The sequence below is a fragment of the Haloferax profundi genome, assembly GCF_001469865.1.
Lineage (GTDB): Archaea > Halobacteriota > Halobacteria > Halobacteriales > Haloferacaceae > Haloferax > Haloferax profundi.
Map to the genome: position 1 here is coordinate 22,621 of NZ_LOPV01000378.1, position 15,477 is coordinate 38,097.

Annotated in this window: 12 protein-coding genes; 7 read left to right on the top strand and 5 right to left on the bottom strand. The window is 62.8% G+C overall.

Annotated features, from left to right (window positions below; translation table 11 throughout):
- Positions 1-3: 3 nt before the first annotated feature.
- Both gltB and proS read right to left on the bottom strand, forming a co-directional pair.
- On the bottom strand, positions 4-4,536 hold the full coding sequence (gene gltB, locus AUR66_RS13540; protein WP_058572839.1) for a glutamate synthase large subunit: 4,533 nt from the start codon (positions 4,534-4,536) through the stop codon (positions 4-6).
- Between the two features lie 160 nt (positions 4,537-4,696).
- Entirely contained in the window at positions 4,697-6,163 is a 1,467-nt protein-coding gene (gene proS / locus AUR66_RS13545) for a proline--tRNA ligase (RefSeq protein WP_058572840.1), read from the bottom strand.
- Positions 6,164-6,373: 210 nt separating this feature from the next.
- Between proS and AUR66_RS13550 the strand changes: the two genes are divergently transcribed.
- Positions 6,374-6,865: an HTH domain-containing protein gene (locus AUR66_RS13550; RefSeq protein ID WP_058572851.1), complete on the top strand. Its 492-nt coding sequence runs from the start codon at positions 6,374-6,376 to the stop codon at positions 6,863-6,865.
- A 73-nt stretch (positions 6,866-6,938) separates the two neighbouring features.
- Here AUR66_RS13550 and AUR66_RS13555 read toward each other — a convergent pair whose 3' ends face one another.
- Positions 6,939-7,418 carry a hypothetical protein gene (locus AUR66_RS13555; RefSeq protein ID WP_058572841.1) on the bottom strand — a complete coding sequence of 160 codons (480 nt, stop codon included), beginning with the start codon at positions 7,416-7,418 and terminating at the stop codon, positions 6,939-6,941.
- Between the two features lie 249 nt (positions 7,419-7,667).
- Between AUR66_RS13555 and AUR66_RS13560 the strand changes: the two genes are divergently transcribed.
- The 3 genes from AUR66_RS13560 to AUR66_RS13570 all read left to right on the top strand — a co-directional run bounded on the left by AUR66_RS13560 (position 7,668) and on the right by AUR66_RS13570 (position 10,577).
- Positions 7,668-9,590 (top strand): beta-CASP ribonuclease aCPSF1, encoded by a 1,923-nt coding sequence (locus AUR66_RS13560; protein WP_058572842.1) that lies wholly within the window; start codon positions 7,668-7,670, stop codon positions 9,588-9,590.
- Between the two features lie 81 nt (positions 9,591-9,671).
- Positions 9,672-10,055 (top strand): methylglyoxal synthase, encoded by a 384-nt coding sequence (locus AUR66_RS13565; RefSeq protein ID WP_058572843.1) that lies wholly within the window; start codon positions 9,672-9,674, stop codon positions 10,053-10,055.
- Between the two features lie 90 nt (positions 10,056-10,145).
- Positions 10,146-10,577, top strand: coding sequence for a DUF7332 family protein (locus AUR66_RS13570; RefSeq protein ID WP_058572844.1), 432 nt, complete (start codon positions 10,146-10,148; stop codon positions 10,575-10,577).
- Here the strand turns inward: AUR66_RS13570 and AUR66_RS13575 are convergent.
- Together AUR66_RS13575 and AUR66_RS13580 are read right to left on the bottom strand one after the other, a co-directional pair.
- Positions 10,574-11,419, bottom strand: coding sequence for an endonuclease III domain-containing protein (locus AUR66_RS13575; protein WP_058572845.1), 846 nt, complete (start codon positions 11,417-11,419; stop codon positions 10,574-10,576). The genes AUR66_RS13570 and AUR66_RS13575 overlap by 4 nt on opposite strands.
- Positions 11,420-11,461: 42 nt before the next feature.
- The gene (locus tag AUR66_RS13580) at positions 11,462-11,887 is read right to left on the bottom strand and encodes a DUF371 domain-containing protein (RefSeq protein ID WP_058572846.1); all 426 of its coding nucleotides are present in this window, start codon (positions 11,885-11,887) and stop codon (positions 11,462-11,464) included.
- A gap of 299 nt (positions 11,888-12,186) precedes the next feature.
- Here AUR66_RS13580 and AUR66_RS13585 point away from each other — a divergent pair, with 299 nt between their 5' ends.
- The 3 genes from AUR66_RS13585 to AUR66_RS13595 all read left to right on the top strand — a co-directional run bounded on the left by AUR66_RS13585 (position 12,187) and on the right by AUR66_RS13595 (position 15,378).
- Positions 12,187-13,110, top strand: a complete 924-nt coding sequence (locus tag AUR66_RS13585) for a coiled-coil protein (RefSeq protein WP_058572847.1) — start codon at positions 12,187-12,189, stop codon at positions 13,108-13,110.
- A gap of 89 nt (positions 13,111-13,199) precedes the next feature.
- Positions 13,200-14,201 carry a signal peptide peptidase SppA gene (sppA, locus tag AUR66_RS13590; RefSeq protein WP_058572848.1) on the top strand — a complete coding sequence of 334 codons (1,002 nt, stop codon included), beginning with the start codon at positions 13,200-13,202 and terminating at the stop codon, positions 14,199-14,201.
- A 43-nt stretch (positions 14,202-14,244) separates the two neighbouring features.
- Positions 14,245-15,378: a DUF373 family protein gene (locus AUR66_RS13595; RefSeq protein ID WP_058572849.1), complete on the top strand. Its 1,134-nt coding sequence runs from the start codon at positions 14,245-14,247 to the stop codon at positions 15,376-15,378.
- The last annotated feature ends 99 nt before the right edge of the window (positions 15,379-15,477 follow it).

Below are 15,477 nucleotides of genomic sequence, written 5' to 3' on the forward strand. Positions count from 1 at the left end.
CGTTCAGTCGTCGCTGGTCGCGGCACCGACTCTGTCGGCTGCGGTGTCGACGATTGCACCCGCTTTCGGAGGCAGTTCGGACCGAACGTCTTGCTGCGCGTCTTCGGCGATGACCTCGGCGTATGCGTCGGGCATCACCTTCACGAAGTCGTCGAGCGCGTTCTGCCAGTCGTCCAGCAGTGCTGCTGCGCGGTCGGAGTCCGTGTACGCGTGGTGGTTCTCGACCAGACGCGTGAGCATCTTCTCGTCGGACTGGTCGAGGTGGTCTTCGAGCGTCACCATGCCGGTGTTCGTCTTCGCGGCGAACTCGTCGTCTGGGTCGTAGACGTAGGCGACGCCGCCGGACATGCCTGCGGCGAAGTTGCGACCCGTCTCGCCGAGGACGGCGACGACGCCACCGGTCATGTACTCACACCCGTGGTCGCCGACGCCTTCGACGACGGCTTGGACGCCGGAGTTGCGGACGCCGAAGCGTTCGCCGGCGAGGCCGTTGACGTAACACTCGCCCTGCGTGGCACCGTAGAGTGCGACGTTGCCGATGAGGATGTTCTCGTCGGCGGCGTAGTTGGCCTCGGCGGGCGTCTGGACGATGACACGGCCACCGGAGAGACCCTTGCCGACGTAGTCGTTCGCGGCCCCGGTGAGGCGCATCGTGACGCCCTTCGCGAGGAACCCACCGAACGTCTGGCCGGCGATGCCGGAGAACTCACAGCGGATGGTGTCGTCCGACAGACCAGCGCCACCGTGGGTGTTCGAGATACGGTTCGAGAGCATCGCACCGACGGCGCGGTCGACGTTCGAGAGTTCGCGGCGGATGACGACGGGTTCGCCGTCGTCGATAGCGCTACTCGCTTCGTCGATGAGTTTGTGGTCGACGTGCGTGTCCACGTCCGCGTGGACCTGGTCTTCGGTCTTCCGGCGCGCGCCGGATTCGGGTTCCGCGAGGACCGCCGAGAGGTCGAGGTGCTTCGCCTTCTCGTGGTCCGACTCGATTTGGCGGAGGAGCGACGGACGGCCAATCATCTCGTCGAGTGAGGTGAAGCCGAGTTCGGCCATAATCTCGCGGAGTTCCTGCGCGATGAACGTCATGTAGTTGATGACGTGGTCGGGTTGGCCGGGGAAGCGCCGGCGCAGGTTCTCGTCCTGCGTGGCGACACCGACCGGGCAGGTGTTCTCGTGGCACTGCCGGGCCATCACACAGCCAGACGTGACGAGTGAGGCCGTCCCGAAGACGTACTCTTCGCCGCCGAGGAGGGCAGCGACTGCCACGTCGCGGCCGGTCTTCATGCCGCCGTCGACGGACACGCGGATACGAGAGCGGAGTCCCGTCGCGCGGAGCATCTGGTTCGCCTCGGCGAGGCCGAGTTCCCACGGGAGGCCTGCGTTCTTGATGGACGTCTTCGGCGACGCACCGGTCCCACCGTCGTAGCCAGAGATGTGTACGACGTCGGCTTTCGCCTTCGAGACGCCGGCGGCGATGGTGCCGATACCGGCCTCGGAGACGAGTTTGACGTTGATGTCGGCGTCGGGGTTGGCGGACTTCAGGTCGAAGATGAGTTGCTTCAGGTCTTCGATGGAGTAGATGTCGTGCAGGGGTGGCGGAGAGATGAGACCGACGCCCGGCGTCGCATAGCGGACGTGCGCAATCATCTCGTTGACCTTCTTGCCGGGGAGGTGGCCGCCCTCACCGGGCTTCGACCCCTGTGCCATCTTGATTTGAATCTCGTCGGCGGACGAGAGGTAGTGTGAGGTGACACCGAAGCGGCCGGATGCGACCTGCTTGACGTTGCACTCCTTCTCGGTGCCGAAGCGCTCTGGCGGTTCGCCACCCTCTCCGGAGTTGGACTTGCCGCCGATGCGGTTCATCGCGATGGAGTTGTTCTCGTGTGCCTCGGGCGAGAGACTACCGAGGGACATCGCGGCCGTCGAGAACCGCTTGACGATGGACTCGACAGGTTCGACGTCGTCGATGTCGACCGGTTCGCGGTCGGGGTCGAATTCGAGGAGACCACGGAGCGTCAGCAAGTCCTCAGACTGGTCGTTGACCAACCCGGCGAACTCCTTGTACTTCTCGTAGTCGCCGGCGCGGACGGCCTGCTGGAGCGTTCCGACGGTCTGGGGGTTCCAGCCGTGGTGGATGCCACTGGAGCGGTTCTCGTACTCACCCTGCCGTTCGAGTTTGGGGTCTGCGCCGAACGCGGCGGTGTGGCGAGTGAGCAGGTCGCCTTCGATGACGTCGAGGCCGATACCTTCCGTGCGAATCTCGGTCCCTTCGAAGTACTCGGCGACGAAGTCGGAACTGAGGCCGACCGCTTCGAAGATTTGGGCACCGCGGTAGCTTTCGACCGTCGAGATACCCATCTTGGCCATCGTCTTGAGGAGGCCGTCTTCGAGGGCTCCGATGTACGCCTCGATTGCGGCCCCTTCGTCTGCCCCGTCGGGGCCGGCGACGATGTCACCGATGGTCTGGTACGCGAGGTACGGGTTCACCGCGCCCGCGCCGTACCCGACGAGGGTCGCGAGGTGGTGAACCTCGCGGGGGTCACCGGATTCGACGACGAGGCCAGCGCGGTTGCGCAGGCCGTTGCGGACGAGACTGTGGTGGACCGCGCCCGTCGCGAGGAGACTCGGGATAGCGACCCGGTCAGGGCCGACGTTCCGGTCGGAGAGGACGACGATGTCCGCGCCGTCTTCGATGGCTTCTGCGGCGGCGTCGCGTACCGACTCGATAGCGTCGCGGAGGTCCTCGCCGCGTTCGTAGGTGATGTCGACGACGGTGCTCGTCATGTCGCCGTCCATGTCCTTGATGGCGGCCGTCTGCGCGTCCGTGAGGACGGGCGAGTCGAGGACGAGTTGCCGCGCGTGGTCCTCTGACTCGTCGAGGAGGTTGCGCTGGAAGCCAAGCCGCGACTCTAGACTCGTCACCAACTTCTCGCGGATGTAGTCTATCGGCGGGTTCGACACCTGCGCGAACAGTTGCTTGAAGTAGGTGAAAAGCGGCCGGTTGAACTCGGAGAGGACCGACAGCGGCGTGTCGTCACCCATCGACCCGACGGGGTCCTTCCCGTCGCGGGCCATGGGTTCTATCATGTGGTTGAGTTGGTCGTGCGTGTAGCCGAACGCCGCCTGCGTGGCGCGAAGTTGCTTGACGTTGCCGCGGGCGTTCGTGTCGGTGTGGTCGGCGATATCGTCGAGGTGACGCTGTTGTTCTTCGACCCACTCGCCGTACTTGTCGTCGGTGAGCGAGTCGAACACTTCGGCGTCGGGGATGACGCGCCCCTCCTCGGGGTCGGCCATGAAGATTTCACCGGGGCGGAGTCGCCCGCGCGATTCGAGTTCGGCGGGGTCGGTGTCGAGTGCGCCGACTTCGCTGGCGACGATGAGGCGTCCGTCCGTCGTCACTTCGTAGCGACACGGGCGGAGGCCGTTGCGGTCGAGGACCGCCGCGATGCGGTCACCGTCGGTTGCGGCGACGAGTGCGGGACCGTCCCACGGTTCGACCAGCGAGGCGTGGAAGTCGTACCAGTCGCGGCGCGACTGGTCCATGGCGTCGTCGTTTCGGTACGCTTCGGGAATGAGCATCCGAAGGACGTGCGGGAGTTCGCGACCACTCTTGAGGAGCAGTTCGACGACGTTGTCGACGCTCGCGGTGTCGGACTGGTCGGCCTTCGTAATCGGCTTGAGCGTCTCGATGTCGTCGCCGAACGCGGCGTTCTGAAGGTCCGTCTCACGCGCACGCATCCAGTTGACGTTACCGCGGATGGTGTTTATCTCGCCGTTGTGGATGACCTGTCGGTACGGGTGGGCGAGGTGCCACGCGCCCAGCGTGTTGGTCGAGAACCGGGCGTGGACGAGTGCCAGTTCGGTCTCGAACCGTTCGTCGGCGAGGTCAGGGTAGTATTGGGGCAGTTGCTCGGCCGTGAGGAGTCCCTTGTAGACGAGGGTCTTGCGGTCCAGCGAGCAGACGTAGAAGCGACCGACACCGTCGAGGGTCAGGTTTGCGACGGCCTTCTCGGCGGCGCGTCGACCCACGTAGAGTGCTCGGTCGAACGCGTCTTCGTCCATCTCGTCTGCGGGTTCGACGAGCATCTGCCAGACGTCTGGTTCCGACTCCAGCGCAGTCGCGCCGAGCCCTGAGTTGTCCGTGGGCACGTCGCGCCAGTGGAAGACGTCGAGTCCGTGTTCTTCGAGCGAGTCTTCGACAACCGCCGAGACGCGTTCGCGGACTTCTTCGTCGGTTGGCATGAACACCGACCCGACGGCGTACAGGTCGGGCAGGTCACCGTCGACGACGGCGTCGAAGAAGGCGTCTGGACGCTGAAACAGGATGCCAGCGCCGTCGCCAGTGTTCTCCTCGGCCCCGGTGGTGCCGCGGTGTTCGAGGTTTTCGAGGAGTTCGAGACTGTCTGCGACGACTCGGTGCGAGGAGCCGTTTTCGAGGTCTACGACGGCCCCAACGCCGCAGTTCGAGCGCTCGTCCGTCGGGTCGGCCAACCCGCAACGAGCAGAGGGTGCGTCTATGTGTGGCTTGGTCATACCTCAGTAGATTCACTACCCCCATAAGCAACTTTTCCTGAAACCATAAGGGTGTTACAATATCATATAAGGACATATCGAGTATTGGTATAGACACTAAACACACTTCGACGTGTGACGAAGAATACGAAAGACCGTGTAGGACTCTTCTACTGTCGGTTCAGTAGGACTTTGCGAAGTACGCGGTCTCTTCTGCGGTCTCACCACAGACGGCGCAGTCTTCGTCGTGGTGAATCTCACTTTCTTCGTCGTTCAGGGGAACCATGACGATTTCCGCGGCGATTTGCTCTTTAATTTCCTCTTCGCACGACTCCTCGCCACACCACGGTGCCTTCACGTACCCACCGTGTTGGCCGATGGTTCCGAGAATCTCGTTGCGCGAGGACGCTTCGCGGACGTTCGCTTCGAGGTTCTCCTCGGCGGCGGCGTAGAGTTTCGCGTAGACTTCGTCGAACTGCTCGAAGACGGCCTCTGCGATGTTCTCGCGGTCGAGTTCGACCGACTCGCCGTCGGGTCGGTGGACGGCGGTGACGACGTCGTCGTCGACTTCGTTCGGGCCGATTTCGAAGCGGACGGGGACGCCCTTGAGTTCCCACTCGTTGAATTTGAACCCGGGGTTGCGTTCGTCGCGGTCGTCGAGTTCGACGCGGACGCCGGCATCTTCGAGTTCCTCGGCGATTCCCTCGGCGTATTCGAGGACCTTCTCTTGGGTGTCTGCCTGCCAGATGGGGACGATGACGACCTGTTCGGGGGCGACCGTCGGGGGCAAGACGAGACCCTGGTCGTCAGAGTGCGTCATGATGAGTGCGCCGAGCGAGCGCCACGAGAGGCCCCACGAGGTGGTGTGTGCGACTTGCGTCTCCTCGTCTTCGTCGGTGTACGTCAGGTCGAACGCTTCTGCGAACCCGGTTCCGAGGTGGTGCGAGGTTCCTGCCTGCACCGATTTGCCGTCGGGCATGAGTGCTTCTACCGTCGTCGTCGTGTGCGCGCCGGGGAACTTGTCGTGGTCTGGTTTCGCGCCGCGCAGGACTGGAATCGCCAGCAAGTCCTCGTAGACGGACTCGTACTGGTCGAGGCGGGTAATCGTCTCGTCCCACGCGTCGTCGTGGGTGGCGTGTGCGGTGTGGCCCTCCTGCCAGAGGAACTCTTTCGTCCGGAAGAACGGTTTCGTCTCGGTCGCCTCCCAGCGAACGACGGAGGCCCACTGGTTCACACGGAGGGGCAGGTCCCGGTGGCTACGGACCCACTGTGCCATGTAGGGTGCGATGATAGACTCGGAGGTCGGACGGACGGCGAGACGTTCTTCGAGTTCCTCTCGGCCCGCGTGCGTGACCCACGCGACTTCGGGGTCGAACCCTTCGACGATGTCCTTCTCGCGTTCGAGATAGCTCTCGGGGATGAAAAGCGGGAAGTACGCGTTCTGGACGCCGGTGTCCTTGAACAGGCCGTCGAGGTACCCTTGAACTCGCTCCCACAGGGCGTACGCGCGCGGTCGCGTGACGATGAATCCGCTCATGCCCTCGGGTCCGTAGTTCGCGAGGCCCGCCTTCTGGACGACCTCGGCGTACCACTCGCCCGTGTTGTACTGCTTCGACTCGGTGATACCGAGTTCCTGCTCGTCGCTCATTGCCCATCGGTAGCCGTAGCGAACCCTTAAACGCCCCGAAGGGGGTGCGGCACCGAAGACGACACTCGTCGGTCGACCACAGCGCCAGATATCGACGTGACACCTGTCTCTTCTATCACCAATCTCGGCCGAGTGTCGTACGTTCAGAACGACGCATAGTTACATATCGTGGGGTATCGTACCCCAGAACTGGTGGTTGGCGTGTTAGCAATAGACAGTACCAAGAGCGGTGAGCGTCCGACTCGAACGAGCCGGCCGGTCCGGGTCGAACTCTGGGTGCCATCTGGCAAACGAAACGAGTTCGACGCGGTGGTGGCGCGACTGGACGATGCGGTCGAACACGGCGTCGTCGACGAGTACACGGTCGAGACGTGGGACCGGTTCGTCGACCTTTCGGGGCGACTCACGCCCCGAGAACGTCGCATCCGTGACAAACTCTCGTCGTACGCGCGGTGGAGCGCAGACCACGGCAGACACCTCCCGGGGTTGGGCGACCCCATCACGCGAGGTGTCGGTCGAATGGGCCCAGAACGGACGACGCGCCGGGTCCCTCGTGGGGTGATGGCGGAGTACGAAGACGGCGTCCTCTCGTACGTCACCGCGTGCGAGGAGTGCGTCGGTGCGTTTCGTGCCCGATTAGACGAACTCGTCTCACAGTCGGAGTCCGAGTGGTCGAACGGTCCGATACGAGTCGAGTGGTAACCGGCACCCCTCGGCTGACTTTTCACTTTACTTTTCGAGCGGACCTGACTGACTCTCCGAACGTCCCGTTCCGTTAGAGTGTACTGTCGAACGGCGAGTCGCGCTCACGCCACGACCACCCGGGAAGTATCGTCTGGAACCCTGCTGCGAGCGCGGCATCTAAATCGTCCAGTCCGGCAGGACCGTCGTTGTGGACGGCGACGTCGGCGAAGTGGAACGTCGCTTCCGCGAGGAGGCCCAACGGGTCGCCGCCGGCGATGGTCGCTGCGAGTTTCCGGCCGAGCACCTCGTCGACGACGAACCCCGGGTAGTCGTCTTCGACGTCGAGTTCGCGGAGGATACGGACGTAGGCGGCGACGTTGACGCCGACGTCTCCCTCGGCGAACACCTCGTCGACGGCGGCGAGATAGGCTGCTTCGTCGACTTCGCCCACGCGCGTGTCGAACAATTCCCCGAGTCGGCGACGAGTCTCGTTGATGAGTGGGACGATGGTGTCCGCCCGTTCGCGAACCCATCGATGTTCGTCGGTCACGGCCGCTGGCGTGAGTTCCATGTCACTCCGAAAGGCGGCGATATGCTTCGGTTTTGCGAAGGGTTTTATAGTGACGACACGGTACATCCGGATAAGCGGGTTTTCCCTGCCTCTTCCCGCGGTCGAGATTCCACCGTATTCAGTTCACTATGCTCTCTTCGCAGTCGCCCGAGAACGGAACCACCACGTGTGGACCGTCTCGCGTTACCACTCCTGAGGCAGCGGGTCCCGAGACCTACCGGCGCTGGACCGGGTGGGTCGCTCGTAACTATGAGCTCCGTAGATAAACAACTCGAGAATCTGAAGGCAGAGATTACGAACGAACTTCCGCGCGACATCTCGGTTTCCGACGTCAAGTACGAGGGTCCCGAACTCGTCGTCTACACACGTGACCCCAAGAAGTTCGCCAAGAACGGCGACCTCATCCGGAAACTGGCGAGTAAGCTTCGAAAGCGAATCACGGTTCGACCCGACCCGGACGTGTTGTCCGACCCGCGCGAGGCCGAACCGAAAATTCTGGACGTGATTCCGGAGGAAGCAGGCGTCACCGACCTCGACTTCCACGTCGATACGGGCGAAGTCGTCATCGAGGCGCAGAAGCCAGGGATGGTCATCGGCCGGCACGGGTCGACCCTCCGAGAGATTACCCAGGAAGTCGGCTGGACACCCGAAGTCGTTCGCACACCACCGATCGAGTCTTCGACCGTCTCGAACGTCCGCAACTTCCTGAAACAAGAACGTGAGGACCGTCGCCGAATCCTCGAACGGACTGGGCGACAGATTCACCGCGAGCAACTCTCCAACGACGAGTGGGTCCGCATCACGACGCTCGGGTGTTGCCGCGAAGTCGGGCGCGCTTCCTTTATTCTCTCGACGCCCGAGACACGCATCCTCATCGACTGTGGTGACAAGCCCGGGTCCGACGACGTCCCGTATCTCCAAGTCCCCGAAGCACTCGGGTCGGGCGCGAACTCTCTCGACGCCGTCGTCCTCACCCACGCTCACCTCGACCACTCGGCACTGATTCCGCTCCTGTTCAAGTACGGCTACGACGGCCCCATCTACACGACCGAACCCACCCGTGACCTCATGGGTCTCCTGACGCTCGACTACCTCGACGTGGCGTCCAAAGAAGGTCGTGCGCCGCCGTACGAATCCGAGATGGTTCGCGAGGCCATCAAGCATACCATCCCGCTCGAATACGGCGACGTGACCGACATCGCCCCGGACGTGAAACTCACGTTCCACAACGCGGGTCACATCCTCGGCTCTGCCGTCTCGCACTTCCATATCGGCGACGGCCTCTACAACGTCGCGTTCTCCGGTGACATCCACTACGACGACACGCGCTTGTTCAACGGCGCTGTCAACGACTTCCCGCGCGTCGAGACGCTCGTCCTCGAATCCACGTACGGTGGTCGCAACGACTACCAGACCGACCAGGAAGACTCCGAAGAGCGACTCATCGAAGTCATCAACGAGACGTACGACCGCGGCGGAAAGGTCGTCATCCCGGCGTTCGCAGTCGGTCGGTCACAGGAGATTATGCTCGTCCTCGAACAGGCGATGCGCGACGGAAAGATTCCGGAGATGCCCGTCCACCTCGACGGGATGATTTGGGAGGCGACGGCCATCCACACGACCTATCCCGAGTACCTCCGCGACGAACTCCGTGACCGCATCTTCCACGAGGACGAAAATCCGTTCCTCGCCGAGGAGTTCAACCACATCGACGGCGGCGAAGAAGAGCGACAGGACGTCGCCGACGGCGACCAGGCTATCATCCTCTCCACCTCAGGGATGGTCACCGGCGGTCCCATCATGTCGTGGCTCCGCCACCTCGGCCCCGACCCGAAATCCCGACTGGTGTTCGTCGGATACCAGGCACAGGGGACGCTCGGTCGTCGCATCCAGAACGGATGGGACGAGATTCCTGTCAACGACCGCGACAACACGGGTCGCTCGAACACCCTGAAACTCAAGATGGACGTCGAGACGGTCGACGGGTTCTCCGGTCACGCCGACCGACAGGGCCTCGAGAACTTCATCAAGACGATGAACCCCCGTCCCGAGAAAGTGCTGTGTGTCCACGGTGACGAACGCTCCGTGCAGGACCTCTCGTCGGCGCTCTACCACAACTACAACATGCGGACGTTCGCGCCGAAGAACCTCGAGACGTTCCGCTTCAAGTAGCGACGTCGCTCTCGGCACAGACCGGTTTTCTCGGTCGTCACCGGGCGAACATTAATCATCACTCTCGAACGAGTGACAGCCATGCGCCTCGCGCTTATCGCCCACGACGAAAAGAAACCGGACCTCATCGAGTTCGCCGAGGAACGAAAGGATGACCTCGAACAGTTCGAACTCATGGCGACGGGGACGACGGGACAGCGACTCATCGACGCGACGGGACTCGACATCGAACGCAAGCAGTCGGGGCCACTCGGCGGCGACATGCAAATCGGTGCGGAGATAGCGAGTGAGACCTGTGACGGCGTCATCTTCCTCCGCGACCCACTGACTGCACAACCCCACGAACCCGACATCACCGCACTCCTGCGCATCTGTGACGTTCACCAGACACCGCTCGCGACGAACCTCGCTAGCGCAGACGCCGTCCTCGACGAACTCGTCGACCAGTTGGCCGGCAGAGAATAACCCCGCCGAGGAAACCAGTCGGTCGGCCGAACCGTATCAGTCCTGAGAATAGCAGCGTACGCTTAATTATCAGAACGAAGAAGCGACAGTATGCACGCTGCGACTCGTCTCGGAGTGACGTTCGTGCTGGTGGCCGTAGTCGCGACTGCGCCCGTCGCTGCGGCGAGTGGACCAACTTCGCCGTGCTTCCCCGGCGAGGGTCACCAGTTCGACATCGGGAGTGAGGGTGCCAGCATCGACCTCGTGGTCTTCCTCTCGATGTTCGAGAACCTCGGTGAAGCGGGTGGATTCGGGATGGAAGCGAGCGGCGGTATCGGCAACGAGTCTATCATCCAACTCCGCGCCGGTGTCGCGTTCGACGGCGTCGGCCCCGCGACGGAGTTCCTCTCCAACCCGTTCTCGCGGTTCAGCGTCGTCTACGACTACTCGATGAACCTCCCGATGTTCGAACCGTCTGGGTTCGATTCGTCCTACGAAGACGACGGGTCGCCGGTGAGTGGCCTGAAGACGAAGGCGTGTTAGTTGTCTACCGAGGAGGGGTCGACGACGGTCATCGTCTCTGAATCGACACCGACTCTGTCGCACACGTCCGCCATCGGACACTCGTCTGTCCCGTCGAGACACGCAGGCTTTCGCGCCGTACAGTACTCTCTGCCGAACTGAATCATCGCGGTGTGGCCGAACCCGCACTTCTCCGCCGGGACGTCGTGTTCGAGATACTCCCGGACCGTCTCGTGGTCGGCGTCAGCGGGTGCGAGGCCGATGCGACGGGTGATTCGATGGACGTGCGTATCGACGGGGAAGACACCACCGCGTCCGCCCGCGAAGAGTAAGACGCAGTCTGCCGTCTTCGGGCCGACACCCTTCATCTCCAGCAGTCGGTCACGGACCTCTGACGGGTCGGCGTCGCGGACGTAGCGGTCGAAGTCTGCTTCGCTCCCGAAGTCGGCCAGCACGTCCTCGGCGACGCCGATGATGAGGCTCGACTTCTGGTTGTAGAGACCGGCCGAGCGAATCGCGTCGACGAGTTCGTCGCGGTCCGCGGCGGCGAGTGATTCGGCGAGGTCGTGTTCTCGCGAGACAGTCTCACTCGAATCGTCTGTCGAACTGTCACCGTAACGAGCCATCAACTCGTCGTGTGCGGGTTGGCTGGCCTTGTCGCTCGTGTTCTGGCTGAGAATCGTTCGGACGAGACACTCGAAGCCACCCTGTCCGCCGTAGGCTTTCCGCCAGTACAGGTCACCGAGTCGGTCGACCACGACTTCTGCACGGGTCGCACCTTCGGACGTCGCCGCCTCGAAGACGGCGTCTCGGCCACCTCCGGCAGGGCCACCACTGATGTTTTCAGAGGGTTCTTCGGGCATGAGAAGCAGTTACGACCCGACGGTGAAAAGCACTCTCCGGTGTTATTCGACGCGAATCGTGAGCGTGAGGTCGGCACCCGATGCCAGCGCTGCGACGAGTTCGTCGTCGAACCCGTCCGCCGCGTGGTCGGCTCCGACCATCCCGGTTCGGTCGTCGACGTAGTCACTCGTCCGGAAGACGATGCTTCGGTCGCCGTCGAAGGTCAAGTCGGGGTGGCCTCGCCCGCGAACGGTCTGCTCGTACGTCTGCTCACCTGTCTCCACGGTCACGGTCACAGCGATAGTCGCGTCGTGGGTCTGGCACGCGTCGACGAACTCGTCGGCGAAGTCGGCGGGCGTTCGGTCGGCCTCGATGGCGAGAATGCAGTCACCAGCAGGGGTCAACCAATCGTCACTCGTCACTTCGAACGTACTCACGTGTTCGGCGCGCACGTGTTCGTGCCCGCGGGCGCGGATGACCTCGTCCATGCTGTGCCGTGCGTGATGGGTCGGTTTAGCACCCTCGATTCGAGCGCTTTTTATATACTTCTATGGTAATGGGTAACATGGCAAATACGCCGGGTACGAGCGGTGTGGTAACTGTTTTCACCCGAATAGTCACCGAAGTATTTATTAGCCAGACGCTTGTATGAACATGTACCTGAGCGCCTCCGGCGTTCCGGCGGCATAGCACGCAGAATGATCGGGAATTCTTATCCACGGTCGATTGCACTCCAACGAGCAGCCGCCACGCCCGGAGCGGTGATGGTATCGAGGATTGATTACGCATGGTAACGAAGCAGGAAGTGCTTGCCGAGTTCGACGTCCAGGAACTCGAAGAGTCACGAAACATCGATCTCCAAGAAGAAAAGCTCGAGAGCGGCTCGAAAGGCGAACTCATCAAACTTGCCGGTCAACTCCGTGACCGCCGCAACGAACTGAACCAGATGGCTTCTGAACGCGCCTCCAAGCGCGACGACCTCAACGCGATGACTCGCGAGAAGGTCGACGAGGCGCAGAAGCACCGCGAGCAGCGCGACGAGATGAACTCGCAGGTGCAGGAGCACAAGAACAAGCGCAACGAGCTCAACGCCAAGGCGAACGAGCTGTTCGACGAGGTCGACGAGATGAAGAGCGACCTCGAACTCGACGACGGCAAGGACATCGACGAGCTCAAAGAGGAGATCGAGCAACTCGAGTTCCGCCAGCAGACCGAAGTTCTCTCGACAGAAGACGAGCGCGAACTCATCGAGAAGATCGAGAACAAGCGCGACGAACTTCGTCAGAAGAAGGACAAGGTCGAAGAGAGCGGTGACCTCGAAGAGCTCATCGCCGAGGCCGAAGAGGTCCGCTCCGAAGCGTCCCAGCACCACCAGAAAGTCACCGAACTCGCTGACGACGCCCAAGAGCACCACAACCAGATGATCGAGGCCTACCGCGAGGCCGACGACATCCGTGACAAGGCCGACGAGATGCACGAGCTCTTCGTCGAGGCCCAGGAAGCGGCCGACCGCCACCACGAGGACTTCGTCCGCGTCCAGAAGCGCCTCCGCGAACTCGACAAGAAGGAAGAGCGCCAGCGCAAGGACTCCCGTGCCGAAGAGCGCGAGGCCGCAAAGGCCGAGGCCGAGGAGATCTACCAGAAGTTCAAGGAAGGCGAGACCCTCGAGACCGAGGACCTCATGAAGCTGCAGAAGGCCGGTCTGCTCTAAGCTCGGTTTACTTCTCTCTCTTCGTCGCACACGCGACGTGTCATTTTTATAGCGCCCGCGCCCGGAGCCACAGGTATGGGTGACTCACCGTGACGGACCAACTCACGCGTCTCTTCCGACTCGCTGTCGTACTCGTCGTGACCGTGCTCGCAGCACTCGTCGGTTGGGTGCTCTTCTTCTCGGTTCCGACTGACCTCGCCGACCTCTTCGGCGTCCTTCTGGTCGTCGGGACTGTCGTCGTCGCACTCCGCGTCGGTGGCAGACTCGCAGCGTCGGCGTTCCCCTCCTACGATGTGGCCGAAGTCGCCGTCGAAGGACCCATCTCCCGCGACGGTGGGTCTGGGCCGATACCGGGTCGAGGGAGTGGGACGCCCGCAGACGATATCGTCGAACAAATCGACGCCGCTGCGGACGACGAGAACGCCGAAGCACTCCTCATCAAACTCAACACGCCCGGCGGCGAGGTGCTGTCGAGCGACGATATCCGACGCGCCGCGGCCGAATTCGACGGCCCGACCGTCGCCTACGCCACCGACGTGTGCGCTTCCGGTGGCTATTGGATTGCCAGCGGGTGCGACGAGTTGTGGACGCACGACGCGAGCATCGTCGGGTCGATCGGTGTCATCGGGTCGTCGGTCAACGCGTCTGAACTCGCGGACAAAGTCGGCATCTCCTACGAGCGGTTCGCAGCAGGGAAGTACAAAGACGCCGGGAACGTCCTGAAAGAACCCTCCGAAGACGAACGCGCCTACCTGCAAGGCCTCATCGACGACTACTACGAGGACTTCGTCGAACGCGTCGCCGAAGGCCGCGACATGGACCCCGAGACGATTCGGGATACCGAAGCGCGAGTCTACCTCGGCGACGAGGCACACGAACTCGGACTCGTCGACTCACTCGGGACGCGCGACGACGTCGAAGACAGACTCGCCGAACTCCTCGACCGAGACGAGGTTTCGGTTCAGGAGTTCACCCCGCAAGTCGGTCTCGCCGAGCGACTCCGCGGTGGCGCCGAGGGCGTAGCGTACGCCTTCGGAGCGGGCATCGCTTCGTCGCTCGACGTGGACGACGGCTTTTCGTTTCGCTTCTGACGACTGGGAGGCTTTTTAGCCCGCGACTGCATTCATCTTCCACGTGACAACGCTCGTCCTCTGTGTCGACCGGGCGAACGATATCGGCCGAAAGTCCGGACTCTCGACGCCCGTCGTCGGGTGGGAAGCAGTTCGGTCGCTCGTCACCGACGTCGGCCTCGCCGACCCCGAGGATTCGAGCGTCAACTGCCTTCTCGAAGCCTTGCGCGTCACTCGGGAACTCCGGGACGAACGTGAGGATGCCGAAGTCGCCGTCATCTCGGGGACCAGTGAGACGGCGGTCGGTGCAGACAGAGCAGTCGCAGTCCAACTCGACGAGTTGGTTGCGACGTACGACGTGGAGTCCGCTGTCGTCGTCATCGACAGCGCAGAAGACGAACGACTCGTCCCCGTCGTCGAGAGCAGACTGCGCGTCGACGCCGTCGACCGCGTCGTCGTTCGGCAGGCACACGACATCGAATCGACGTACTACCTACTCAAGCAGTTCCTCGCCGACGAGGAGTTGCGTTCGACGGTCCTCGTTCCCGTCGGCGTCGGGTTGCTACTCTTGCCGTTGTTACTCGTGCAGTTCACGCCGGCAGTCGCGTTGGCAGGACTCGCAGCGCTTCTCGGTGCGGTTCTCCTCTACAAGGGGCTCGCAATCGACGAGTTCCTCTCGAACGCACCCGAACAGGTCCGCGACGCACTCTACTCCGGACAGGTGTCAGTCGTCACCTACGCCGTCGCCGCGGGACTGGCTATCGTCGGTCTGTTCCTCGGTGCGCTGGCGATTCGTAACCCGGAGAACACCAGCGAGGAACTGCTGGTCCCGTCGCTCCTGTTCGTCTACCACACTGTCCCGTGGTTGGCGCTCGCGGCACTCACCGCCAGTGCGGGACGCCTCCTCGACGAACTCATCGGCAACGAAGTCGTCTCCACCTCGTACATGAACCTCCCGTTCGGCGTCATCGCCATCGGGTTGGTCCTCCGCGGGTTCGCGGGGTTCCTCCTCGAACGACAGGGTGAACTCGCACACCTCGTCCTTTTCGGACGACTCGAACTATCGCCAGTGCAACGACTGGTGTTGTTCATCCTCGCGGGTATCGTCATCAGTCTCGTCGGCGTCCGTATCTCTGCGACCGTCTCGGACGAGACGCTCGAAGACGTGACGGACGCGCGGGCGGAAAACGAGACGTAGCGGCGACGAGGGGGAGGGTGACGGAGAGGACGACGAGTAGACTACCGGTAAGTCACACGGTGGATGCGTCGCGGAGAGAACACACGAAACAGGCCCGAC

Bases quoted from the DNA above. Each gene is read 5' to 3' on its own strand.
- gltB (WP_058572839.1), bottom strand. From the start codon at position 4,536: ATGACCAAGCCACACATAGACGCACCCTCTGCTCGTTGCGGGTTGGCC.
- proS (WP_058572840.1), bottom strand. From the start codon at position 6,163: ATGAGCGACGAGCAGGAACTCGGTATCACCGAGTCGAAGCAGTACAAC.
- AUR66_RS13555 (WP_058572841.1), bottom strand. From the start codon at position 7,418: ATGGAACTCACGCCAGCGGCCGTGACCGACGAACATCGATGGGTTCGC.
- AUR66_RS13560 (WP_058572842.1), top strand. From the start codon at position 7,668: ATGAGCTCCGTAGATAAACAACTCGAGAATCTGAAGGCAGAGATTACG.
- AUR66_RS13565 (WP_058572843.1), top strand. From the start codon at position 9,672: ATGCGCCTCGCGCTTATCGCCCACGACGAAAAGAAACCGGACCTCATC.
- AUR66_RS13570 (WP_058572844.1), top strand. From the start codon at position 10,146: ATGCACGCTGCGACTCGTCTCGGAGTGACGTTCGTGCTGGTGGCCGTA.
- AUR66_RS13575 (WP_058572845.1), bottom strand. From the start codon at position 11,419: ATGCCCGAAGAACCCTCTGAAAACATCAGTGGTGGCCCTGCCGGAGGT.
- AUR66_RS13580 (WP_058572846.1), bottom strand. From the start codon at position 11,887: ATGGACGAGGTCATCCGCGCCCGCGGGCACGAACACGTGCGCGCCGAA.
- AUR66_RS13585 (WP_058572847.1), top strand. From the start codon at position 12,187: ATGGTAACGAAGCAGGAAGTGCTTGCCGAGTTCGACGTCCAGGAACTC.